Genomic DNA, 23,994 nt, shown 5'->3' with positions numbered 1-23,994 from the left:
GATCATGACACAGGCATCCACCCCCGTGACGACCCCGCCGGAACGCAGCGCGTTCCAGACCTGGCTGCGCCTGCTTTGGGCGGACAAGCTGGCCTTCTTTGCCACGCTGTTTCTGCTGTTCGTGCTGGCCTGCGCCATCTTTGGGCCAATCCTGATGGAGGATATCGCTACCAAGCAAAACCTGCGCGGACGCAATGCGGCACCGTTTGATCTGTCGCAGGGGTTCATGTTGATCCTCGGCGGCGATCAGCTGGGCCGGCCCCTGCTGGCGCGCCTGATTGTGGCCGCCCAGAACACGGTCGCGGTTGCCGCAGGCGCTGTCGTGATGGCGATGCTGATCGGCTCGGCCCTGGGTCTGATCGCCGGTTACTCGCGCGGTCGCATGGCCGAACTGATCCCCCGCCTGGCCGATGTGATCATGTCGTTTCCGTCGCTGCTCTTGGCGGTGATCGTGCTCTACATGCTGGACCCTTCGGTCGGAAACATCATTCTGGTGCTGGCGATCACCCGTATCCCGATCTACCTGCGCACCACGCGCGCCGAGGTGCTGGAGGTGCGTGAACGGATGTTCGTTCAGGCCGCCACCGTCATGGGCGCGCCGACGCCGCGGATCATCTTTCGTCATATCCTGCCGATGATCCTGCCTACATTGCTGACCATCGCGACGCTGGATTTTTCGTTCGTCATGCTGGCCGAAAGCTCGCTGTCCTTTCTGGGCATCGGCATTCAGCCGCCGGAAATCACATGGGGCCTGATGGTCGCGCAGGGCCGGCCCTATCTGACCAGCGCCTGGTGGCTCAGCTTCTGGCCGGGTCTGGCGATCATCCTGACCACGCTGTCGCTTAACCTGCTGTCGAACTGGATGCGCGTTGCGCTGGACCCGCAGCAACGCTGGCGCCTAGAAATCGGAGGCCGGAAAAATGGCTGAACCCCTGCTGGAAGTCCGTAACCTGTCGGTCACATTTCACACCGCGCGCGGCCCCGTTCAGGCCGTCCGCAATGTAAGCTGGCAGGTCGCACCGGGCGAGGTGCTGGCGATCCTGGGCGAATCGGGTTCGGGCAAGTCGGTCTCTGCCTCGGCGGTGATGGATCTGATCGACTGCCCGCCGGGCGAGATCACCTCGGGCCAGATCATCTATCGCGGCAAGGACCTGCTGACGATGGACGCCGATGAACGCCGCGAGATCAACGGCAAGCGCATCGCCATGATCTTTCAGGACCCGCTGAGCCACCTGAACCCGGTCTATTCCGTCGGCTGGCAAATCGAAGAGGCGCTGACCACTCACGGCACAGCGCGCAGCCAGGCCAAGGCGAAAACGCTGGAACTTATGGAAAAGGTCGGCATCCCCAACCCGGCGGCATCGGCGGTGAAATATCCGCACCAGTTTTCGGGCGGGCAACGGCAACGCCTGATGATCGCCATGGCGCTGGCGCTGCGCCCCGATGTGCTGATCGCGGACGAACCGACCACCGCGCTGGACGTCACGGTGCAGGCGCAGATCCTGTCGCTGCTAGAGGAATTGCAGCACGAAACCGGCATGGCACTGCTGATCATCACCCATGACCTTGGCGTCGTGGCCGAGATCGCAGACCGTGTCGTGGTGATGAACGCCGGCGAAATCGTCGAGCAGGGCACCGCCGCCGAAGTCTATGCCAACCCACAGCACGAATACACCAAGCGGCTGATCGGCGCGGCGCCCGGTCAGGGCGAGATGCACGAAAACCCGCCCAAGACCGATCCGATCCTGCGGCTGGAAAACGTGTCCAAGAAATACGGCGAATTCACGGCGCTTGGCGGCGTCAATTTCGATCTCTGCGAGGGTGAAACGCTGGCCATCGTCGGCGAATCCGGGTCGGGGAAGTCAACCACCGCGCGGGTTTTGCTGCGACTGGAAGAGCCCAGTGGTGGCCGTGCCATGTATAACGGGCGCGACCTCTTTACCCTGTCCCCACGCGAGCTGTTCGAAATGCGGCGCGACATTCAGATGGTGTTTCAGGACCCGACGCAAAGCCTGAACCCGCGGATGACGGTCTATCAGATCATTTCTGAGGCATGGGTCATTCACCCCGAAATCCTGCCAAAGACGCGTTGGCGCGACCGTGTGTCGGAATTGCTGGAACAGGTCGGCCTGCAGGCCGAGCACGCGCATCGCAACCCGCATCAATTTTCCGGCGGTCAGCGACAGCGGATCGCCATTGCCCGCGCCCTTGCGCTGGAACCGCGCGTCATCGTCTGCGACGAGGCCGTTTCCGCGCTGGATGTGCAGGTTCAGGCGCAGGTGATCGACCTGCTGGACCGGCTGAAGGATGAGTTCGGCCTCAGCTATATCTTCATCGCCCATGACCTGCCGGTCGTGCGCGACTTCGCCGACCGCGTGATCGTCATGCAAAAGGGCGAAATCGTCGAACAGGGTCCGGTGCGGCAAATCTTTGAAAACCCGCGCGAGACTTACACCCAGAACCTGCTGGCCGCGTCGCTGGACCCCGACCCCGAGGTTCAGGCGCAACGGCGGGCCGAACGCTTGGCAAGGACCGCGTAATGACCAAACCCGACGTGATGATGCTGTATCCGATGCGACCCGTCGCGATGGCGCAGCTAGAGGCCGCCTATACGCTGCACCGCGTTGATCTGGCAGAGGACAAGGCCGCCTTCATCGCCGAGAACGGGCCGAACTGCCGCGCTATCGTGACCAACGGCCATGTGCCTGTTACGCGCGAGATCATCGAGGCGATGCCCAGGCTGGAACTGGTTGCCTGCTCCAGCGCCGGGTTCGAAAGCTTTGATCTGGCGGCCATGGCCGAACACGGGGTCAAGCTGACCAACACCTCATCCGCGCTCAGCGACGATGTGGCCGACACCGCGATCATGCTGATGCTGGCGGCGCGGCGCGGGCTGGTGCCTGCGGATGCCTATGTCCGGTCCGGCGATTGGGCAAAAAAGGGGATGTTCCCTCTGCAACGCTCGATCGCGGGCAAGCGGTTGGGCATTGTGGGTATGGGCACGATCGGGCAGGAAATCGCTCGCCGCGCCGAGGCCCTGAAGATGCAGGTCAGCTATTGGAACCGCCGTGCCAAGGATCTGCCCTGGGACTATCAGGCCGATCTGGTCACGCTGGCGCGCGACTCTGATGTGCTGATCGCGATTGTCGCGGGTGGCGAGGGCACGCGCGGTCTGATTTCGGACAAGGTGATGGCCGCGCTTGGGCCTGACGGCTTGCTGATCAACGTCTCTCGCGGCTCGGTTGTGGATGAAACGGCGCTGATCAACGCGCTTCGTTCGGGTGCCCTGGGCCATGCCGCGCTGGATGTTTTCGCCAGCGAGCCGGATGCAGACCCGGCGCTGACCGCGCTGCCCAATGTGACGCTGTATCCGCATCATGCCTCCGGCACGGTCGAAACCCGCGACGCCATGGCGCAACTGGTCGTCGATAATCTGGCCGCGCTTTACGCAGGTCAGGCGTTGCTGACCCCGGTCGATCTGCGGGCCTATGCACCTGCGCCGGCGCAGGCATGACCCAACCGGCGATCCTTGTAACCGGAGCCAGTTCAGGCATCGGGCTTGCCATCGCGCAAGCCCTGCTGGAGGCTGGTCACCCGGTCATCGGGTTTAGCCGCAGCGCGCCCAAGGGACTGGGACCGCAATTTACCCACATGCCCGTCGATCTGACCGACCCTTTGGCGCTGGAAAAGGCACTGTCTGATCTGCCCGCGCTTTCGGGTGTCGTTCATGCGGCGGGCCTGCTGCGCGTCGGGCCGCACGATAGTTTTGACCACGCAGATGGCGCACGCATGTGGCAGTTGCATGTCGATACCGCCGCCCGGCTTATCGGCGCCCTGGCCCCGCGACTGCCAGATGGCGGACGCATCGTGCTGATCGGCAGCCGGGTCGCGCGCGGTGCGCCCGGTCGTGCGCTGTATGCAGCGTCCAAGGCCGCCTTGTCGGGCCTGACGCGATCCGTCGCCGCTGAACTGGCGCCGCGTAGCGTCACCGTGAATATCGTCGCCCCCGGCGCCACCGACACGCCCATGCTGCGCGACCCGCAGCGCGCGTCCGAGGCACCGAAACTGCCACCTATCGGCCGGATGGTCCGGCCTCGGGAAGTTGCCGCGACGGTGGCCTTTCTTCTGTCACCCGATGCCGGCGCGATCACTGGACAAGAGATCGTCATCTGCGGCGGCGCTTCGCTTTGAACATCTTAAATCAGGACATCTGACATGCTCGACAACCTTGACCTGCAATCCCGCATCCGCACCGGCCTTCTGTCATTCCCGGTGACCGCCTTTGACGATCAGGATCGCTTTGCCGCCGAGCCTTTCCGGGCGCATCTGGAGTGGCTGTCAGACTATCGCGTCGCCGGGCTGATCGTCGCTGGCGGTACCGGCGAATTGTTCTCATTGACGCCGGCCGAAGTGGTCGATGTCGTCCGCGTCGCCAAAGAGGCGCAGCCCAACCAGCCGATCATCGCCGGCTGTGGCTATGGCACGCGTATGGCCTGCGAGATGGCGCAGGCTATCGAGGCTGCGGGGGGTGACGGTATCCTGCTGCTGCCGCACTATCTGATCAATGCGCCGCAAGAAGGGGTCGAGGCCCGCATTCGCGCGGTCTGCAATGCGACCAAGATGGCCGTGATCGTCTATAATCGCGGGCAGGCGCGGGTCAGTGAAGACACGCTGGCGCGGCTGGCTGATGAATGCCCCAACCTGATCGGCTTCAAGGATGGAACGGGCGATATCGACACGGTGCGGCGCGTGACCCTGCGGTTGGGCGACAGGCTCAGCTATATCGGCGGAATGCCGACGCATGAACTGTTCGCCCAGGCCTATCGCGGCGCGGGGATGCCGACCTATTCCTCGGCAGTCTTCAACTTCGTCCCGGCAACCGCGCTGGAATTCCACAGCGCCTTTACCTTGGGCGATGACGCGACCTGCAACCGGCTGCTGCAAGAATTCTATTACCCCTTCGCCGCGATCCGCGACCGCAAGACTGGCTATGAGGTTGCCGCAGTCAAGGCGGGCGTACGCCTGCGTGGCTTTGCCGCCGGCAGGGTCCGTTCGCCGCTGGTCGATCTGAGCGAAGAAGAGGTCGGCATGATGGAAGATCTGATGCGCGGCCGGGGCTGATGTCAGGGCACAGGCAGGTGGGATGAGGTGAGCAAACGCGCAAACCGCATCCTGATCGTCGCCGACGATCTGACCGGCGCGTTGGATAGCGGTTGCGCCTTTGCGGCGCGCGGATACCCCACGCGGGTCCTGCTGGACCCCGCCGATCTGCCGGAATCGCTGGCCAATCCTGCGATTCCGGTCATCGCCATCGCCACCGGCACCCGCGAATTGTCGTCGTCCCAGGCTGCTGGCCTGGTCAGTCTTATCGCGGGGATGGCCCGCCGTTTCGATGGAGTGATCTTCAAAAAGGTCGATAGCCGGCTCAAGGGTCATGTGTCGGCTGAGCTTGCCGCCCTTTGCGCCCGCTTCAGACGGCCGGTGCTGGCCGCGCCGGCGATCCCGCGACTGGATCGTCTGGTGGTGAACGGTTGTGTCACCGGCGCGGGTGTCGCCCAGCCCATCCCTGTTGCCGACGCCATCGGTCTGCCCGCGCACATTCCCGACACCGCCAGCGACGCCGATCTGGATCTGGCGCTGCCCGCCGATCTGCGCGACATGATGTATGTCGGCGCCGCCGGATTGGCAGAGGCGCTGGCCCGCAGACTGCCGCCGGGACCGCGGCCCCCCCAAATCGCCCTGCCTCTGCCCGCTTTGCTGGCCATCGGCTCGCGCGATCCGGTGACGCTGACGCAGATTGACATGTCAGGCCTGCAGCCTGTCCCGGCACCCAACGGGCAGGTGCCCGATCTGGCAACGGCACCTCTGACACTGGTTCAGATGACGTCGGGCGACCACCCGATCACTGGCGCGGTGGCGGGGCAGAATTTTGCAACAGGCATTGCCGGTCAGATACAGAGGTCCCGGCCAGCCAGCCTGTTTGCCTGCGGTGGTGAGACCGCCCATGCGATCCTGCGCAAGCTGGATATTCGCGCCCTGAACTTGCTGGGCGAGGTCCTGCCCGGCCTGCCCGTTTCGCGCAGCCTCAACGGCAATCTGACGCTGTTGACCAAGTCGGGCGGCTTTGGCGGGCCCGATACGCTGGCGAGGCTGGCAGATAAATTTGTCAAATCGTGAGCGGATCGGCTAGTCATGGGGTCACAATGCCGAAGGAGCCCGCCATGACCGACGTAAAGGCCAAGCCGCGAACCACGCTGGCCGACAAGGTCTATCACCTGCTGTTCACCCGGATTTCGAACGGTGAATACGAGGTGAACCAGAAACTACCCCCGGAAAGCGCGCTTTCGCAGGAATTCGGCGTCTCGCGTCCGATCCTTCGCGCCGCGATGGAACGGCTTCGCGACGAAGGACTGATCTATTCGCGTCAGGGTGCCGGCAGTTATGTGCGGCTGCCCGTCAATGCGCCTGTCGGCTTTGCTCGGGTCGAGACTCTGGCCGATATCCAACGCTGTTACGAGTTCCGGCTGACTTTGGAATGTGACGCGGCGCAGCTGGCCGCCGCGCGGCGCAACGATGATGCGCTGGCAGAAATCGACCGCGCGCTGGACCTGCTGCGCGATGCCACCGGATCGCTGCAACATCGAGAGGATGCCGATTTCGCCTTTCATCTTGGCATCGCGAAGGCGTCGAACAACCAATATTACGAAGCCTCGATGCGCGCCCTGCGCGAGCACATCAACGTTGGCATGAAAATGCATGGTCAGTCCCTGATGAGCGACGGCGCCAAGGGTCTGGCCGACGTGTTGCAGGAACATGCCGCGATCCGGCAGGCCATCGCGGATCAGGATGGCAACCGGGCTGCAGGGCTGATGCGGGCCCATCTGGAACATTCACGGGACCGGTTGTTCGGCGGCGGGCTGATCGACCTGCGAATGAAAAATTGACAAGAATATAACAAGATAACAAATTTCTTGACTTTTCGCCCTGAGCGGCGCTGAATCCCGCCTGCCAAACCGGGAGAGGGCCATGACCGTCGACGAAATCGCTGCAGTGATGAATGGGCAATTGCGGCCTGTGGCCCCGGGCCGGGATGAGGCTTTTCTGCCCTCGCCAGCCGTGCAGAACCACGCCGCGTTTCTGGCCGAGATGTCAGATGGCGCGGTGATCTGCGCCTGGTTCGGCGGCTCGCTCGAGGGCAAATCGGATATCTCTATTCGTGCGTCGGTTCTGGAACCCGGTGCGTCAGACTGGGGGCCGGTCGCCACCCTCAGTGACGACCCGGACCATTCGGAACAGAACCCCGTGATCTTTGCTGCGCCCGACGGCCAGCTCTGGCTGTTCCACACGTCGCAACCTGCCGGAAATCAGGACGAATGCCGCATCCGTATGGCGCGTCTAGCCCGCGATGGGCTGCAACTCAGCACCGATGAGGGCAGCTATCTGGATCTGCCGCGTGGCTGTTTTATCCGTGCAAACATTCAGGTTCTGGATAATGGCTCTTGGCTGCTGCCGCTGTTTCGCTGCGTGCAAAGGCCGGGGCAGAAATGGACCGGCAGCCACGACGTCGCCGCTGTTGCGATCTCGGCGGATGAGGGAAAAACCTGGGACAATCGCGAGGTGCCCGGTTCGGTCGGGTCGGTTCATATGGGACCAATTGCGAATGGTCGGCGGATGGCTGCGTTCTATCGCCGCCGTCAGGCAGACTGGGTCTGCCGCTCGGACAGCCAGGATGGCGGACGTTCGTGGTCCGAACCGGTGGCGACCGACGTTCCCAACAACAATTCGTCAGTTGCAGCAGCGCGGCTGGCTTCGGGGCAGGTTGCCCTGATTTGTAATCCGGTGAACGCCGAAATGTCGACGGATCGGCGCGCATCGCTGTATGACGAGTTGGGCCAAGACGACGACCGCCCTGATGCCGACACCACTGGCGGGTGCGAGCCCATCTGGGGGGTACGCCGTGCGCCGGTTGCCCTGTGCCTGTCCGCGGATGGTGGGGTCAGCTTTCCGGAACGCTATCTGATCGAAGACGGCGATGGCGCGTGCCTGTCGAACAATTCGCTGGATGGCAAGAACCACGAGTTGTCATATCCTTGGCTGCTGGAAACCGCAGATGGCAGCCTGCATCTGGCCTATACGTTCCATCGCCGCGCGATCAAGCATGTGCGTCTGGCAGCCGGCTGGCGGGACCGCCTGCCCCGGTTGTAATCTCATCCAATAGGTAAGGTGATCAGGCGGCGCGCCTGCCCCGCGCCAGCTTGCCGGCATAGTCCAGCGCCGAGAGCATGTTGATATGGTTTGCCTTTCCGGTCCCGGCGATGTCAAAGGCCGTCCCGTGATCAACCGAGCTGCGGTCGATCGGCAACCCAAGCGAGACATTGACCGCGCTGTCAAAGGCAATCAGCTTGATCGGGATATGCCCCTGATCGTGATACTGCGCCAGCACCAGATCAAAAGCCCCCTGATAGGCACGGTGAAACACCGTATCGGCTGAGATCGGGCCCTGAACGTCGATCCCCTCGGACCGCGCCATTTCGACCCCCGGTGCGATTTGCAGATCATCCTCACGACCGAACAGCCCGTTCTCGCCACAATGCGGGTTGATACCGGCCACAGCGATGCGCGGGTTTTCGATGCCCATGCGGCGCAGATGGCGGTGGCCCGTGCGAATGGTCTCGGCCACACGTTCGGGCGTCGCCCGGCTGATCGCATCCTTCAGCGAGACATGGGTAGAGACGTGGATGACGTTCAGCCTTTCCGATGCCAGCAGCATCCAAGAGGATTTGCAGCCCGTCAGGTGCGCCAGCATCCCGGTATGTCCGTCATAATGGTGGCCGGCAGCATTCAGCGCCTCTTTGTTGATCGGGGCGGTCACGATGCCCGCCGCCTCGCCGGCCTTGGTCATCTGCACGGCGCGATTGATATATTGAAACGACGCTTCGCCGCAGGCCTCGGACAAGACGCCAAACCGGCCCGGCAGATCGTCGACCGGGACATCCACGACGCGCAGCGCGCCGTTGCCTGCCTGATCTGACAGCGCCAGTGACACACCGCTGGCCGCAATTGCGCGCTGCAGCGTATCGAGGTCGCCGATAACGGCATAACCGGCGCGGTCCTCTGCTGGCAGCGAGGCAATCGCCTTGACGGTAACCTCGGCGCCCACGCCCGAGGGGTCGCCCATGGTGATAACGATGGGTCTATCGGTCATGCTCGGGTCCTTTTGGGGCTGATTCAGCTGTCTGATACGAATGTATTGGCAGAATGGGGTTGACCGCATAAGTTGTCAATTAGTTTCGCTAACAACATCATCCGCCCGAATATATATCGCAATATATACTAATAAATATGTAATTTCAGGCAGAATATACTTGTTGACAAATTATTCTTGCCAGCCAATTCTGGACGATGCCGGACATGCCGGATCAACAGTAAGCACCAGCGACCAGCAGTTGCCACAACCGGAGGCTTCCCATGCCAACGCTTTCAGACCCGATCGAGATGCTGCGGCCGCCCGTTCTGCGCTTTGGCGCGGGCCAGATCGACAGGTTGGCCGACTGGATGAGCCAACAGGGCTACCGCAATCCGGTGGTTGTCGCAGATCCGGTGAACGCCGCGCGCTTGCAGGTTCTGGGATTGGGGCAGGTGAACTGCTTCGGCACGGTCGTGCCCGAGCCGAATATCGACAACCTGAACGCCGCGGTGAACGCTGCCGATGGGGCGGACTGCGTCATCGGATTTGGCGGCGGTTCGGCCATGGATCTGGCTAAGCTGGTCGCGGTCATGGCCGGTCAAAACGTCACACTTGGCGATATCTCGGGCCCGCACCGCGCACCACCACGTCGGTTGGGGTTGGTCCAGATCCCGACCACGGCAGGCACCGGGTCCGAAGTCGGGACGCGCGCGCTGGTCACCGACCCCGGCACTCAGGCCAAGATCGCAACCGAAAGCCAGCATATGCTGGCCGATCTGGCCATTGTTGATCCGGCGCTGACCTATTCTGTGCCGCCATTCGTCACGGCCGCAACCGGGGTCGATGCCATGGCCCATTGCGTCGAGGCATTCACCTCGAAGCGCGCGCATACGATCATCGACAGCTATGCGCTGCAGGGCATCGAACTGGTTGGGAAATATCTGCGCCGCGCGGTGGAGGATGGATCTGATGCAGAGGCGCGGGCGGGCTTGTCGCTGGCCGCGCTGTATGGCGGGGTTTGCCTAGGCCCCGTCAATACCACTGCGGGCCACGCAGTCGCCTATCCGCTTGGCACGCGGCATCACCTTGCGCACGGCATCGCAAATGCACTGATTTTTCCGCATGTTCTGGCGCTGAATGCCCCCGCTGCCGCAGACAAGACACAGGCCATCTGCAACGCCTTGGGCTTTGACGCCAATGGCTCGCAAGCGGTGCTGGCAGGCGCGAATGAGTTCTGCGAAGCCCTTGGCCTGGACATGCGGCTGCGCGCGCATGGCGTGCCCGAGGATGATCTGCCCGCCATGGCCACCGAGGCCCACGCCATTCGCCGGTTGCTGGACTGGAACCCCGTCGATCTGTCTGTCGCCGATATTCAGTCGATCTATCGCGCCGCCTACTAAACGCCCCGACCACCGCTGGATGCGCGTGTCACCAGTCGCACCGATTGTCGATGCGTGGCCGGGGGCACGACGCCTTTGGTCAGCCAGTCAAGCAGGCTCGACGCCGTCTTTTCACCAAAGCTGGTGATGTCGCAACTGACAGAGCTGAGGGGCGGCAAGGACTGCGCGCTTTCCTCCAGATCGTCGAAACCAACCAGCCGGAAATCCTCGCCAACGCGCTGGCCCTCGCGTTCCAACGCATTCATCATGCCCAGGGCGACCAGATCGTTAAAACAGATGGCCGCATCCACCTGCGGGTGTTCGCGCATGATCTGCTGTGCCAGTTCGGCACCTGCATTCCGTGAGGGTTGACCATACAGCACGATGGGTTCGGTCCCGATCCGCTGCATCTCGGACAGATAACCGGACATGCGTTCAGCCGTGATCTGACGGCCCTCAAGCCCGCCGACAAAGGCGATGCGACGTGCGCCGGAGGCGATCAGATGGCGGGCCGCCTGACCGCCGCCATCAACGAAATCGAAAGATGAAAAGGGGAATTTATCTGTCCGCGAACTGACCTGTCGCAGCACCTGCACGGTCGGCACGTTGGCTCGGGCAAGTTGATCGAAGGTGCTGGTCACATCGCCATAAGCGGGTGATATCGCCAGCGCAGAAACGCCGTGTTCGATCATAGAATGGATGATCGCGGCCTGCATCGCCGCATCCTCGCCTGAATTCGATATCACCGTCGCGTAACCGCGCGCGAACAGGGCCATCTGGAACGAGGCCGCAAATTCGGTAAAGAACGGGTTGCGCAGATCGTTGATGACCAGTCCGATCAGCCCGGTTGAACTGCTGCGCAGATTGGCCGCCGCGCGATTATAGACATAGCCGACCTCTTGCATGGCGCGGCGCACCCTTGCAGCGGTCTCGGCCTTGATCTGAGGGCTGTTTTTCAAGACCAGAGATACGGTCGATTTCGACACCCCCGCACGCGCGGCTACGTCCAGAATTGTGGGGCGTCTGTCCATGTTACTCCTTACCCAGACCATGCAGCGCAAGCAGCTGGTCCATGCGTTTTTCCGCCAGATCGGGCCGCGCCAGAACACGCGCCCGATCGGCCAGCCGATAGACCTGCGCATAATGCGTGATTTCGCGTGCAGATTGAAAGCCTGCAGGCATGATGAAGTGAGATTGCGCCCCGTTCAACCAGGCAAGAAAGGCGATGCCGGCCTTGTAGAACTGTGTCGGCGCTTTGAATATTTCGCGCGACAGGGCCACGGTCGGGGCCAGCAGCGCGTGATAGGTGTCGTGATCGTCTTGCGCCAAGGCCTCAAGCGCCTGTGCCGCCGCAGGGGCGATGGCCGCGAATGCGCCCAGCAGCGCGTGCGAATGATGCGTCCCGTCGCCCTCTATCAGGGCCGCATAGTTGAAATCATCGCCGGTATAGAGCCGCACCCCCTCTGGCAGGCGGGCACGAAAGGCCTCTTCATGGGCCTGATCCAGAAGCGAGATCTTGATGCCGTCGACCTTGCCGCGATTTGCCTCGATGATCGCCAAAGCGGCATCAGAGGCGGCGGCAATATCGGGCGAACCCCAATACCCGGCCAGCGCCGGGTCGAACATGTCGCCCAGCCAGTGAAGGATCACCGGGTCCTTTGCCTGGCTCAGCAGTCGATCATACACGCGGGTGTAACCATCGGCGCCGGCACCAATGGCCGGCAATGCGCGGGTGGCCATCAGAATGACCTGCCCGCCCGCTGCCTCGATCGCGGCCATCTGGGTTTCATATGCGGCGATGATCGCGGCCTCGTCGCGCAGATGATCCAGTGCCATGTGATCGGTGCCTGCGCCGCAGGCCACACGCGGCCCGAGAGGATGGGTCCTGGCCTCGGCCATCGTGCGCTCGATCAACTCGCGAGCCGTCTGCCAATCCACGCCCATGCCGCGTTGCGCGGTATCCATCGCCTCGGCCAGACCAAGACCCTGATCCCAAAGCCAATGACGAAACCGCAGCGTGTTGTCCCAATCGACGGCCGGGCGCCCGGTCCATGGCGCGCGCTCGGCCATCGGATCGCTGACCACATGCGCGGCTGCAAAGGCGGTGCGCGTCAGCGCCACCTTGGGCGCGCGCGGGATCAGCGGATCGCCGGTCAGCGCATAAGGCTCCAGCGTGCCGTCATAGGTGGGCAGGTTCAGCACGGATCGACCCCGTCAACTGGCAGGTCAAAGACCAGAATACCGTCAACACCGCCCTCGGCCGCCGCCACAATCGCATCACCGACGCGCTTGTGTTCGGCATGTTCCTGATAATCGGCCAACGCCTGCCAACTGTCGAAATCAACGGTGAACCCGTGCATATAGCCGCGTTCCAGCAGTTCGGGGCTTTCGCTGCGGCCAGCGAAAAAGCGACCCATGCCGGGCAACAGCGCGCGAATGTCGTCCAGATCGGAATGGATGGCGGCAATCTGTTCCTCGGTCACATCGGGGCGATAGCGGACAAGGACAATATGGCGGATCATGGTTCAGGCTCCGTTGTCGGCGCGGATCATGTCGGCAGCCTTTTCGGCAATCATGATCGTGGGCGCGTTGGTGTTGGATGAGACCAGTCGGGGCATGACGGACGCATCGACGACGCGCAGCCCCTCGATCCCGCGAAAGCGAAGGCGGGGATCCAGAACCGAGGCATCGTCGGCGCCCATGCGGCATGTTCCCGCCGGGTGGTGATCGGTCTTGGCGTTGCGGCAGGCATAATCGAAATAGTCCTGATCGGTCTGTATATCGGGGCCCGGCAGGACCTCTTGCCTGACCATATCAGCCAGCGCGTCCTGTCGCATGATCTGTTGCGCCAGTTTCAGGCCCCTGATCGACATTTCGCGATCATGAGGATCGGCCCAGTAATTCGGATCGATCAACGGCGCGGCCAGTGGATCGGCGCTGGCCAGCCGCACGGTGCCGCGCGAACGTGGCCGCAGATAGGCCGAATTCAGCGTGACGCCACCATCCGGCATCGCCGCGACGCCGGCCTCGATGCCAGAGCCAAGGCCCAGATGGAACTGGATATCGGGCGAACGTGCGCCCTCTTCCGCGTACCAGAAACCGCCCGTTTCAAACAGCGATGACGCCGCCGGCCCCTTGCGTGTCAGCAGATATTGCAGACCCGCGACCGCAGACCACAGCGGTTTCGCATAGCGGTCATAGGTATGTGGGCCGCTGCATTCGGCAATGACGAACAGATCCAGATGGTCTTGCAGGTTCGAGCCGACCTCGGGCTGATCGCAGACCACCGGCAGACCCAGATCGCGCAAGTGATCCGCCGGGCCGATGCCCGACAGCATCAGCAAACGCGGCGAACCGATGGCACCTGATGACAGGATGACCTCGGTACTGGCATGGATGATGTGGGTTCCGCCCCGCGTCGTCACCTCTACGCCTGTCGCGCGCCCGTCCTGCACAATGATCCGCAAGACCTGCGCACCCGATTGCACCGTCAGGTTGGGCCGTCCGCGCGCCGGATCCAGAAACGCCACCGATGCCGAGGACCGCCGCGCATTGCGCTGCGTCAGTTGGTAATGGCCGACGCCATCCTGCGAGGCGCCGGTCATGTCAGCGTTGAAGGGAATGCCCAGTTGTGCGGCCGCGCGGAAATAGGCCTCGCAGATGGGCAAGGGTGCGGCCGGCCTGGACACACCCAGAGGGCCACCCTGACCATGATATTGATCGGCAAAGCTGTCGTTATCCTCAGAACGCCGGAAATAGGGCAGCACGTCATCATTGGACCAGCCCTCGCAGCCCATTTGCCGCCATTCATCATAATCCAACGCGTTGCCACGCGTGTAGATCTGGGCATTGATCGACGAGCCGCCGCCCAAGACCCGCGCCTGTGTAAAGCGGATCACCATGTCCTTCATGTGGCGCTGTGGAACGGTCTGCCAGCCCCAGCTGCCAATGCCCTTGGTCATCTTCGCAAAGCCGGCAGGCATCTTGTAGAAAGGGTGCCGGTCACGGCCGCCCGCCTCCAGCAGAAGCACGCGATTTTCCGGCTGCTCTGACAGGCGCGCGGCAAGCACGCAACCCGCGCTGCCCCCGCCAATGATGATGAAATCGTAATCGTCAGCCATCTCGTCTCACAGTCTTGGGATGGACAGGCCGCCATCCACGGGAATCACCGCGCCGGTGGCGAACGCCATGCGTCCCTGCACCAGCGGCACCACGATCTGCGCGATATCCGACGCCTCGCCCCAACGTTTTGCGGGAACCAGCCCGCCCTGGATCAGTCCTGTGTATTTGCCCGCTGCACCTTCAGTCATCGGCGTGCGGATGATGCCCGGTCTCAGATCGAAAACCCCGATCCCCGCAGCTGCCAGCCGTACCGCGAAAAGCTGTGCGATCATCGCCGCGCCTGCCTTGGAAATACAGTATTCCGCCCGCTCGACCGAGACGCTGCGGGCACTGACCGAGGTGACGAAAACCAACGAGCGATATGCCTCGGAGGGCGCCGCGATCATCCGTCGCGCCACCTCTTGCGCCAGAAAGAAAGTGCCGCGCAGGTTGATATCCAGCGTGAAATCAAAGTTCTCGGGCTGGACCTCCAGCATATCGCCGCGAATGCGCGCGGGCACACCCGCGTTCTGGATCAGGCTGGCGACGGGACCAAGCCTGTCCTGCACCTGATCCAGCAGGGCTGGGACGCCCTCGATCCGCGCAAGGTCATGTTGCAGATAGCGGGCATCCGCGCCCAGTTGCTCCATCGCCGCCACCACCACCGGATCATCGGCGGGCCGTTCGGATACGATGGCAAGCGCAAAGCCGTCGTCGCGCAGGGCGTGGGCGATGCCCAGCCCGATGCCCTGCTGACCGCCGGTGATCAAGGCGACAGGTTTCATGTCGTTCCTTTCGCAATACGATTCCCGACACGCAGAGCATGGGCCGCAACAGTTAGCGCCGGGTTAACCGCAGCCGAGGTGGGCAGCACGCTTGCATCGGCGATGAACAGATTGGGGTGATCGTGGCTGCGGCCCCAGGGATCGACCACGCTGGTCGCGGGGTCGTTGCCCATCCGCGTCGTGCCGCACTGGTGCGATGGTGTGCGCCTGTCAAAGGCCCTGGACAGGACGATCGGAAAGCCTGCGCGCCGCAATGCCTGCTTTAGCCGCGCAACCAGAGCCTGATGCGCCGCCCAGTTCGACCGCTTCCAGTCCAGCACGATTTGTCCCCCGCGCAGGCTGACGCGGCTGTCGGGTGCAGGCAGATCCTCAGACATGGCATAAAAGTCGATGGCCCGATCCGCGATCAGCCCGGCCAGCCAGCCCGGCAGACCGCTGGTCGCCGCCAGAATCGGGCGCGATACCCGCCCCAGCAGTTGAATATTGCCCAACGGGCGATCATCCGGCCCGCCTGACAGGTAGAAATCGTTCACCTGAAGGGTTTTCTGATAAATGCTGCGGTTCCGGCGCGTTGGATGGATCGCCAGCACGGCAGAGCAATTGTGGTTCATGAAATTCCGCCCGACCTGATCCGAGCCGTTGGCCAGACCCGAAGGCCGCGCCGCATCCGCGGATCTGAGCAGAATGGCTGCGCTGTTCACCGAACCCGCCGCCAGCACGACCACCGGCGCGCTGATCACTTCGGTCATGCCGTCATGACTGACAACGGCACCAGAGATGCGCCCATCGTCATCCGCAATCAGCTTTTCAACGTATGCACCTGTCATAATCTCGACATTAGAACGTTCCAACGCGAGGGCAAGCGAAACTGTCTCGGCATCCATTTTGCCGCCTGTGGTATCGGGAAAGGCGTCCCAGGGTGTCTTTGCGCGGCTCAGCCAGCGGTCGATATCCACGCCGAGCGGCAGGCTGCTGGGGTGCAGCCCCGCCACCCTCAAACGGTGGCGCAGATCGGCGATCTCGGGTTCATCTGGGACCGGCGGGTACGGATAGGCGCCCGAATGCGGAGGCTCGGTCGGGTCCTCACCCAGGGCGCCGCGCACCTGAAACATCGCCTCGGCGCGACTGTACCACGGCTCGTAATCGTCATAGCTGACAGGCCAGCCGGGCGTGGTCCCGCCAAGATGGGAGATCGGTCGGAAATCCTCTGCGCGATAGCGCAGCAGGACCGCGCCATAGAACTTGGTATTGCCGCCGACATAGTAGTAATTGCCCGGATTGAACGGCCGGCCCTGACCGTCCAGCCATTCTTCGTCCGGGCGAAAATGGTCATCACGAAAAATCGCCACCGGATCGCGGGCCTGCGGGGTATCGGTCAGCCGTTCGCCCCGCTCCAGGATCAGCACCCGGCGGCCAGATTGCGCAAGTGAGGCGGCAACCGTCGCCCCGCCCATGCCCGACCCGATGACGATCACATCGGGCTGCATCAGATGTCGATCCGCTCTTCCGTTTTCAGATCGAAGAGCACCGCCTTGTCCATGTTTACCGTGAATTCGAACCGCTCGCCCGGTCGCGCCTCTGCGTCGGCGCGCATGCGGGCGATGCAGTCCTTGCCCGACAGGGTCATGGTGACAAATGTGTCGGAGCCTGCAGGCTCGGTCACCGAAACCTCGTTCGGCAGTGCTTGCAGGTTTTGCGCGCGCCGATCCGCGCCCTCGGCATCGGTGATTGCCTCGGGACGGATACCCAACATCACCTTGTCATCCAGATAGCGCCGCAGCCCCGCACCGTTTTGCGACAGGCGCAGCCGCATGGCGGTGCCGTTGGCATCGGTCAGTTCTGCCGCCAGCGCGCCGTTATCCTCGACCAGCTTGACGGGCAGCAGGTTCATTGACGGGCTGCCCATGAAGCTGGCCACGAACATATTCGCCGGGTTGTCATAGATTTCCTTGGGCGTGCCCAATTGCTGCACGTAACCCTTGTTCATCACGGCAATCCGCGTGGACAGGGTCAGCGCCTCGATCTGGTCATGGGTCACATAGACGATGGTGGTGCCCAGCTTCTGGTGCAGCTTCTTGATCTCGGTCCGCATGTCGACGCGCAGCTTGGCGTCCAGATTGGACAGCGGCTCGTCAAACAGGAACACATCGGGATCGCGCACCAGCGCCCGACCCATCGCCACGCGCTGCCGTTGACCGCCCGATAGCTGGCCCGGTTTGCGCGCCAGCAGCTGTTCGATCTGCAGCAGCTTGGCGACATCGGCCAGCTTCTTTTCCCGCTCTGGCTTGGGAATGCCGTGCATCTCCATGCCGAAGGTCATGTTCTGACCGACGGTCATGTTCGGGTAAAGCGCATAGCTTTGGAACACCATGGCGATGTTGCGCTTGGAGGGGTGAACGTCGTTTACCACCCGGCCGTTGATCGAGATATTGCCGCCGGTGATGTTCTCCAGCCCGGCGATCATGTTCAGCAAGGTGGACTTGCCGCAGCCCGAAGGCCCGACCAGCACAAGGAATTCACCCTCTTGCACGTCGATATCCACACGGTGCAGCACCTCGACGGCACCATATGATTTCGTGACATTGTCGATGTCGAGAAAGCTCATTGCATCACCCTTTTACTGAGCCCGCCATCAAACCGCGCACGAAATAGCGGCCAGCGACGATATAGACGAGAAGCGTGGGCAACGCGGCCAGAATGGCGGCCGCGAAATGGACATTGTATTCTTTTACCCCGGTCGAGGACTGAACCAGATTGTTCAGCGCCACGGTGACGGGCTGTGCATTCAGCCCGCCGAAGGACACACCGAACAGGAAGTCGTTCCAGATATTGGTGAACTGCCAGATGATGCAGACCACCGCGATCGGACCAGAAACAGGCATCATGATCCGCCAGAAGATGCGAAAGAACCCGGCGCCGTCGATCATGGCGGACTTGACCAGCTCGGTCGGGAATGCGGCGTAATAGTTGCGGAAATATAGTGTCGCAAAGCCGATGCCATAGACAACATGCACCAGGATCAGCCCCTGCACCGACCCGGCCAGCCCGAGTATGCCCAGAATGCGCGCCATCGGGATCAGCACGATCTGGAACGGGATAAAGCAGGAAAACAGCATCAGCCCGAACAGGATCGTATCGCCGCGAAAGCGCCATTTGGTCAGGATATAGCCGTTCAATGCCCCCAGAACGGTCGAAATCGCCACTGCCGGCACGACCATCAGGATCGAATTCAGGAAATAGGGCTTTAGCCCCGTTGCCTCGACCCCGATCTGGGCGGTGGACCAGGCCGAGCCCCAGGGGGCAAGCGTCGGTTCCTGCGGCAGCGCCATCATGTTGCCCGCCGTAATCTCGGGCAGGGGCTTCAGGCTGTTGATCAGCATGATGAAGAACGGCAGCAGATAGAACAGCGCAAAGAAGATCAGGACCACGTAGATGAAGGTCCGGGAAATGCGGCCGGTGCGGACGGCCGAGTCCTGTGTTTCGGCGGCCATCACTTCTTCTCCTTCAGTTCAGAGTAGATGTAGGGCACCATGACCGCCGCCACGCCCATCAGCATGATGACCGCGCTGGACGCGCCGACCCCCATCTGATTGCGGGTGAACGTATAGGAATACATGAAGGTCGCGGGCAGTTCGGTCGCGCGACCCGGACCACCGCCGGTCAGGGCGATCACCAGGTCATAGGACTTGATCGCCAGATGGGCGAGAATGACAAAGGCCGACATGAAGGCCGGGCGCAGCAGCGGAATGACGATCCGCCGGTAAAGCTGCCAGTTGGATGCACCGTCGATCTGGGCCGCCTTCAGCATCTCGTTGTCGATGCCGCGCAGCCCCGCCAGAAACATCGCCATCACAAAGCCGGATGATTGCCAGACGGCTGCAATGACCAGCGTATAGATCGCCATGTTGCGATCCTTGATCCAGCCGAACTCAAAGCTCTCCCAGCCCCATAAGTGCATGGTGTGCTCCAGACCGATGCCGGGGTCCAGAAACCACTTCCACGCCGTACCGGTCACGATGAAGGACAGCGCCATCGGATACAGATAGATCGGGCGCAACAGCCCCTCGCCCCGGATCTTTTGATCCAGAAAAATCGCCAGCGTCAGCCCGATGGCCATGCTGATGATGATATAGAGGCTGGCAAAGATCGCCAGGTTGACCAGCGCGGTCGACCAGGCGGACAGACCGAACAGAGTGGCGTAGTTTTCGAAACCCACCCAGTCGTGGCTGGGCAGCATCTTGCTGTCGGTGAATGACAGGTAGATCGTATACGCAATGAAGCCATACACGAAGATCATCACTGCCGCGACGGATGGCGACAGGACGATCTTGGGCAACCAGTCCTGTAACTTGGTGCGCAGATCGGTATCGCTGGTTTGATATGCAGTCGCCATGACGCCCCTCCCCCTGGGTCGGGCAACGCCCCGCGTCATTACGCGGGACGGCCCTGATCAAGCCGAAATGACGGGCAGGATCGCGTCGCAATCCTGCCCTGTCTTGTCTTACTGAGCGGCCTCGACGGCGTTCACCATCTCTTCGGCGGCAGTGGCGCTGTCATATTCGCCGTTGAAATGCGCGGTGATGACGTCATACATCGCGTTTTTCACAGCAGCCGGGTTGGCGTGGCCATGACCCATCGAGCCCAGCAGCGTGCCGGCCTCGGAGGCGGCGGCCAGTTGCTCCATCCCCTTCTTGGCACAGTCATCGAACTCGTCGCTTGGCACGTCCGTCCGCGCGGGAACCGAGCCCTTCACCTTGTTGAAGGCGATCTGGAATTCGGGCGATTCGATTGCCGAAGCCATTGCGTTCTGCGCAGCGGTTGCGGCCTCGTCATCCTGCTGGAACATGACGAACTGGTCGCTGTTGAAGGTCACGTTGCCCTCGGTGCCCGGCACCCGGAAACACAGAAAATCGGTGCCCGGAACCTTGTCAGCGTTGATGAATTCGCCCTTGGCCCAGTCACCCATGATCTGAAACGCAGCTTCGCCATTGATGACCATGGCAGAGGCGAGGTTCCAGTCGCGGCCCGAGAAGTTGTCATCCACAAAACCACGCAGTTGCGCCATCTTGTCGAAGGCCTGAACCATCTGTTCGCCGCCCAGAGCCTCTGGGTCGAGGTCGATCATCGACGCCTGATAGAATTCGGGACCACCCGTCGCCAGCACAACGCTGTCGAAAATGGTGGCTTCCTGCCAGGGCTGACCGCCATGGGCCAGCGCGACCTTGCCGGCATCCTTCGCGGCCTGCAGCGCAGCGATGAATTCATCCCAGGTGGTCGGCTCGGCAATGCCCAACTCGTCCAGAACCGCCTTGTTGGCCCAAACCCAGTTGGTCGAGTGCACGTTCACCGGTGCTGCGATCCATGCGTCACCGGGCTTGCTGAATTTCTGGATGGCCGCAGGGATGACGGAATCCCAGTTCTCTTCCGCAGCCACGTCGTTGAGGTTGGCCAGGACATCGCCCTGATCCGCCCAGTCCAGAATGTCAAAGCCCAGCATCTGCACGGCTGTGGGCGCATCGCCTGCCGTCACACGGGCGCGCAGCGCGGTCATCGCGGCCTCGCCGCCACCGCCGGCAACCGGCATATCCAGCCAGCCGATATCCTGCCCGGCCAGATTCTCTTTCAGCACATTCAGCGCGGCAGCCTCGCCACCCGCGGTCCACCAGTGCAGCACTTCGACGTCTTCGGCCTTGGCAGCAGCAGTCATCGCCAAGCTCAAAGCCATGGCCGATACTCCGACCCCTCTGAAGATTTTCATCTTTTTCCTCCCGGTTATCTTGCGTCCCCACTTTGCGGGGAATGAGCAATTAAAACGTTATAAACACCCTCTGCGTCAACCAAAAATTCGCATCCCGAACTCTGTATGATTTCATAGCAAAATCAATGCACTCTTTCTCTGCGCTGCAGCGAGGAATATTTGTTGTATCGTTACACATTCTTGTCGTAACCTCGGACCGACAGTCAACCCGAGGCCCGCATTGCCCGATACACCTGCCACTTCTCAGGCGCGCAGCCGCGTGACCTTGCGCACCATCGCAGGCGAAACCGGACTGGCCGTCACAACGGTCTCGCGCGCCTTGTCCAATGATCCACGCATCGCACAGTCCACGCGCACGCTGGTCACCGAAACCGCCCTGCGTCTGGGCTATGTTCCCGACCGCGCGGCACAAAGGCTGCGCACCGGACGGACCAAGGTGATCCAGATCCTGCTGAACCTGGATCACGAATTTCTCAGCTTTACCCATGAGATGATCGGCGGACTGTCCGAGGTGCTGTCCGGCACCGGCTATTCCGTCACGCTTTTTCCCGACATTCTGGATCGCGACCGGCTGACCGGCGTGCGCCAGATCGTCGATGGGCGGTTGGGTGATGGCGTAATCTTTAACCGGACCGAACCTTTCGACCCCCGCGTCCGGTATCTGACCGAACAGGGCTTTCCCTTTGTGTGCCACGGCCGCACCCAGTTCACGAGCCCACATCCTTTCGTGGATTACGACAACGAGGCCTTTGCCCGGCTTGCAGTCGAGCGGTTGCTGGACAAGGGCCGGCGTCGGATGCTGATCATTCTGCCGGGCGAGAAATATTCCTTTGCCCATCACCTGCGTTGGGGTGCAGTTGCGGCTGCGCGTGCGGCGGGGGTCAGCATTGAAATGCCGGACGATATCACGCTGGACAGCCCGCAGGACCAGACCCTTGGCTGGCTCAAGGCGCGGCTGGCGCAATCTGATCGGCCCGATGGCATCATCTGTGTGGGCGAGATCGCGGCGATGACGGCGCTGGCGGCGATTCAGGATTGCGGGCTGCGCGTCGGGCAGGACATCGACGTGGTGGCCAAACAGGCCAGCGACGTGTTCGACCTGCTGCGCCCGCGCATCGACATCTTTGCCGAGGATCTGCGTCAGACCGGGCGCGACATGGGCGAGGTGTTGCTGCGTTCTATGGCCGGCGAGGACCCGGCGCGGCTGCAAGTGCTGCATCAGCCGCAGTTTATCGCGCGCTAGGGTCAACGCCACGTTCATCCGGCGACCCAGTTCGCACGTCCGCGCGCGACCCGCATCTGCACGGTTTTCAGTTCCAGATATTCCTCGATGCCATAGCGGCCCAGTTCGCGGCCCAGTCCGCTTTCCTTGACGCCGCCGAATGGCAGTTCGGAAAAGCCGTCCATCCAGGTATTCGTCCAGACCGTGCCCGCGCGCAGCCGGCGCGCAAAGGTCAGGCAGGTGTGGACGTCGCGGCTCCAGACGCCAGCGGACAGGCCATAGGCGGCATCATTGGCCAGCGCGATCGCCTGTTCCTCGGTCCGAAATGTCAGCACCGACAGGACCGGGCCGAACACCTCTTCGCGGGCAATGGCCATCTCGGGTGTCACGCCCGCCACGACCGTTGGCTGATAAAACCGCCCGTCCAGACCGGGCACCGTCAGTTCCCCGCCGCCCAGCACGACCTGCGCGCCTGCCGCCTGCGCATCCCGGACATAGCCGTAGATCTTGGCCATATGCTGATCCGAAATGATCGCGCCCACTTGTGTGCGATCATCCAGCGGATCGCCAAAGGGCACCTTGCGCGACAGCGCCACGACCTTGTCGGTCAGCACCTGCGCCACATCTTCGTGCACGATGATCCGGCTGCCGGAATTGCAGCATTCACCCGCGTTGAAATGGACGCCAAAGGTGATCGCATCCGCCGCCGCGTCCAGATCGGCATCGGGAAAGATCACCTGCGGGTTCTTGCCGCCCAACTCTAGCGAGACCTTTTTCAGCGTCCCCGCCGCTGCTGCAACGATGCGTTTGCCCACCCCGGTCGAGCCGGTAAAGCTGACCATATCCACATCCGGATGGGTCGACAGGATGGTGCCCACCGGATCGCCATAACCCAGCACGATGTTGCAAACCCCATCGGGCAAGCCGGCCTCGATCAGCAATTCGCCAAGGATTACCGTGGTCGAGGGCGTCAGTTCCGAGGGCTTGACCACCGCTGTACAACCGGCCGCCAACGCAAAGGGCAGTTTCTGGCTGACAATCAGGAAGGGGAAGTTCCAGGGCGTGATCATCGCAGCAACGCCGATGGGTTCCTTCAGCACCAGCCCCAGCATATCAGCGCCCAGACTGTTGTGACTGTCGCCATGAATGGTGCGCGCCAGCGCCGCGGCATAACGCCATATATCGGCGGCACCTTCGATTTCCGCGCGGGCCTGCGCGATGGGTTTACCCGATTCCAGCACCTCGATCCGCGCGATGCGTTCACGTTCGAGGTCGATCAGATCGGCAACGCGGTTCAGCAAGGTGGCGCGCGCCTTGCCGCTGCTGAACGCCCAATCGCCAGCGTCAAAGGCACGGCGCGCCGCAGCGATGGCGGCCAGGGTTTCGGCCTCGCCACCCTTGGCCGACCGGCTGATCAGTGCACCATGCGAGGGCGAGGACCGATCAAAGGTCGCGCCATCTGCGCTGTCGCGCCACGCACCGGCAATCAGATGACGGCCGATAAATGCGTGATCCGACAGGCTGCTGTCGCTGGCAGAGATAAGGGTGAAATCATTCATGGT

22 protein-coding genes are annotated in these 23,994 nt (G+C 62.4%); 10 read left to right on the top strand and 12 right to left on the bottom strand.

Annotated elements, in window-relative coordinates:
- Positions 1-4 precede the first annotated feature (4 nt).
- From CUV01_RS07885 to CUV01_RS07850, 8 genes are all read left to right on the top strand, one after another.
- On the top strand, positions 5-928 hold the full coding sequence (locus CUV01_RS07885) for an ABC transporter permease (RefSeq protein ID WP_101459991.1): 924 nt from the start codon (positions 5-7) through the stop codon (positions 926-928).
- The gene (locus tag CUV01_RS07880; RefSeq protein ID WP_101459990.1) at positions 921-2,540 is read left to right on the top strand and encodes an ABC transporter ATP-binding protein; all 1,620 of its coding nucleotides are present in this window, start codon (positions 921-923) and stop codon (positions 2,538-2,540) included. Before CUV01_RS07885 ends, CUV01_RS07880 begins: the two co-directional genes overlap by 8 nt.
- Entirely contained in the window at positions 2,540-3,514 is a 975-nt protein-coding gene (locus CUV01_RS07875) for a 2-hydroxyacid dehydrogenase (RefSeq protein ID WP_101459989.1), read from the top strand. Before CUV01_RS07880 ends, CUV01_RS07875 begins: the two co-directional genes overlap by 1 nt.
- Entirely contained in the window at positions 3,511-4,191 is a 681-nt protein-coding gene (locus CUV01_RS07870; RefSeq protein ID WP_101459988.1) for an SDR family NAD(P)-dependent oxidoreductase, read from the top strand. Before CUV01_RS07875 ends, CUV01_RS07870 begins: the two co-directional genes overlap by 4 nt.
- A gap of 24 nt (positions 4,192-4,215) precedes the next feature.
- Positions 4,216-5,121, top strand: coding sequence for a 5-dehydro-4-deoxyglucarate dehydratase (locus CUV01_RS07865; protein ID WP_101459987.1), 906 nt, complete (start codon positions 4,216-4,218; stop codon positions 5,119-5,121).
- A 27-nt stretch (positions 5,122-5,148) separates the two neighbouring features.
- Positions 5,149-6,177 carry a four-carbon acid sugar kinase family protein gene (locus tag CUV01_RS07860; RefSeq protein ID WP_101459986.1) on the top strand — a complete coding sequence of 343 codons (1,029 nt, stop codon included), beginning with the start codon at positions 5,149-5,151 and terminating at the stop codon, positions 6,175-6,177.
- Between the two features lie 44 nt (positions 6,178-6,221).
- Positions 6,222-6,944 carry a FadR/GntR family transcriptional regulator gene (locus tag CUV01_RS07855; RefSeq protein WP_101461944.1) on the top strand — a complete coding sequence of 241 codons (723 nt, stop codon included), beginning with the start codon at positions 6,222-6,224 and terminating at the stop codon, positions 6,942-6,944.
- 82 nt (positions 6,945-7,026) lie between these two features.
- Complete coding sequence (locus tag CUV01_RS07850; RefSeq protein ID WP_101459985.1) at positions 7,027-8,205, top strand: sialidase family protein; 1,179 nt, start codon at positions 7,027-7,029, stop codon at positions 8,203-8,205.
- Positions 8,206-8,227: 22 nt separating this feature from the next.
- On the opposite strand, the gene pdxA is transcribed toward CUV01_RS07850, so the two are convergent.
- Positions 8,228-9,205, bottom strand: a complete 978-nt coding sequence (pdxA, locus tag CUV01_RS07845; protein ID WP_101459984.1) for a 4-hydroxythreonine-4-phosphate dehydrogenase PdxA — start codon at positions 9,203-9,205, stop codon at positions 8,228-8,230.
- 263 nt (positions 9,206-9,468) lie between these two features.
- On the opposite strand from pdxA, the gene CUV01_RS07840 reads away from it, so the two are divergent.
- Entirely contained in the window at positions 9,469-10,587 is a 1,119-nt protein-coding gene (locus tag CUV01_RS07840) for an iron-containing alcohol dehydrogenase family protein (RefSeq protein WP_101459983.1), read from the top strand.
- Here CUV01_RS07840 and CUV01_RS07835 read toward each other — a convergent pair.
- The 10 genes from CUV01_RS07835 to CUV01_RS07790 all read right to left on the bottom strand — a co-directional run bounded on the left by CUV01_RS07835 (position 10,584) and on the right by CUV01_RS07790 (position 21,210).
- A complete protein-coding gene (locus CUV01_RS07835; protein WP_101459982.1) occupies positions 10,584-11,597 on the bottom strand; it encodes a LacI family DNA-binding transcriptional regulator in 1,014 nt (337 codons plus the stop codon). The two genes, CUV01_RS07840 and CUV01_RS07835, sit on opposite strands and share 4 nt — an antisense overlap.
- Before the next feature lies 1 nt (position 11,598).
- Complete coding sequence (locus CUV01_RS07830) at positions 11,599-12,768, bottom strand: dihydrodipicolinate synthase family protein (protein ID WP_101459981.1); 1,170 nt, start codon at positions 12,766-12,768, stop codon at positions 11,599-11,601.
- Positions 12,762-13,088, bottom strand: coding sequence for a Dabb family protein (locus CUV01_RS07825; protein ID WP_101459980.1), 327 nt, complete (start codon positions 13,086-13,088; stop codon positions 12,762-12,764). The genes CUV01_RS07830 and CUV01_RS07825 overlap by 7 nt, the downstream gene beginning before the upstream one ends.
- A gap of 3 nt (positions 13,089-13,091) precedes the next feature.
- Positions 13,092-14,687: a GMC family oxidoreductase gene (locus tag CUV01_RS07820; RefSeq protein WP_101459979.1), complete on the bottom strand. Its 1,596-nt coding sequence runs from the start codon at positions 14,685-14,687 to the stop codon at positions 13,092-13,094.
- Positions 14,688-14,693: 6 nt separating this feature from the next.
- The gene (locus CUV01_RS07815) at positions 14,694-15,452 is read right to left on the bottom strand and encodes a 3-ketoacyl-ACP reductase (RefSeq protein ID WP_101459978.1); all 759 of its coding nucleotides are present in this window, start codon (positions 15,450-15,452) and stop codon (positions 14,694-14,696) included.
- Positions 15,449-16,939 carry an FAD-dependent oxidoreductase gene (locus tag CUV01_RS07810; protein ID WP_101459977.1) on the bottom strand — a complete coding sequence of 497 codons (1,491 nt, stop codon included), beginning with the start codon at positions 16,937-16,939 and terminating at the stop codon, positions 15,449-15,451. Before CUV01_RS07810 ends, CUV01_RS07815 begins: the two co-directional genes overlap by 4 nt.
- Positions 16,939-18,057: an ABC transporter ATP-binding protein gene (locus CUV01_RS07805; protein WP_101459976.1), complete on the bottom strand. Its 1,119-nt coding sequence runs from the start codon at positions 18,055-18,057 to the stop codon at positions 16,939-16,941. Before CUV01_RS07805 ends, CUV01_RS07810 begins: the two co-directional genes overlap by 1 nt.
- 4 nt (positions 18,058-18,061) lie before the next feature.
- A complete protein-coding gene (locus tag CUV01_RS07800; protein WP_101459975.1) occupies positions 18,062-18,943 on the bottom strand; it encodes a carbohydrate ABC transporter permease in 882 nt (293 codons plus the stop codon).
- Complete coding sequence (locus tag CUV01_RS07795; protein ID WP_101459974.1) at positions 18,943-19,845, bottom strand: carbohydrate ABC transporter permease; 903 nt, start codon at positions 19,843-19,845, stop codon at positions 18,943-18,945. The genes CUV01_RS07800 and CUV01_RS07795 overlap by 1 nt, the downstream gene beginning before the upstream one ends.
- Positions 19,846-19,953: 108 nt before the next feature.
- Positions 19,954-21,210: an ABC transporter substrate-binding protein gene (locus CUV01_RS07790; RefSeq protein ID WP_101459973.1), complete on the bottom strand. Its 1,257-nt coding sequence runs from the start codon at positions 21,208-21,210 to the stop codon at positions 19,954-19,956.
- 220 nt (positions 21,211-21,430) lie between these two features.
- Between CUV01_RS07790 and CUV01_RS07785 the strand changes: the two genes are divergently transcribed.
- Positions 21,431-22,453, top strand: coding sequence for a LacI family transcriptional regulator (locus tag CUV01_RS07785; RefSeq protein ID WP_101459972.1), 1,023 nt, complete (start codon positions 21,431-21,433; stop codon positions 22,451-22,453).
- Between the two features lie 14 nt (positions 22,454-22,467).
- Here the strand turns inward: CUV01_RS07785 and CUV01_RS07780 are convergent, their stop codons facing one another.
- Entirely contained in the window at positions 22,468-23,991 is a 1,524-nt protein-coding gene (locus CUV01_RS07780; RefSeq protein WP_101459971.1) for an aldehyde dehydrogenase family protein, read from the bottom strand.
- Positions 23,992-23,994 lie beyond the last annotated feature (3 nt).

This window comes from Paracoccus tegillarcae, assembly GCF_002847305.1.
GTDB lineage: Bacteria > Pseudomonadota > Alphaproteobacteria > Rhodobacterales > Rhodobacteraceae > Paracoccus > Paracoccus tegillarcae.
The sequence above is the reverse complement of the archived record's forward strand: the minus strand, read 5'-3'. Positions and strand labels throughout refer to the sequence as shown.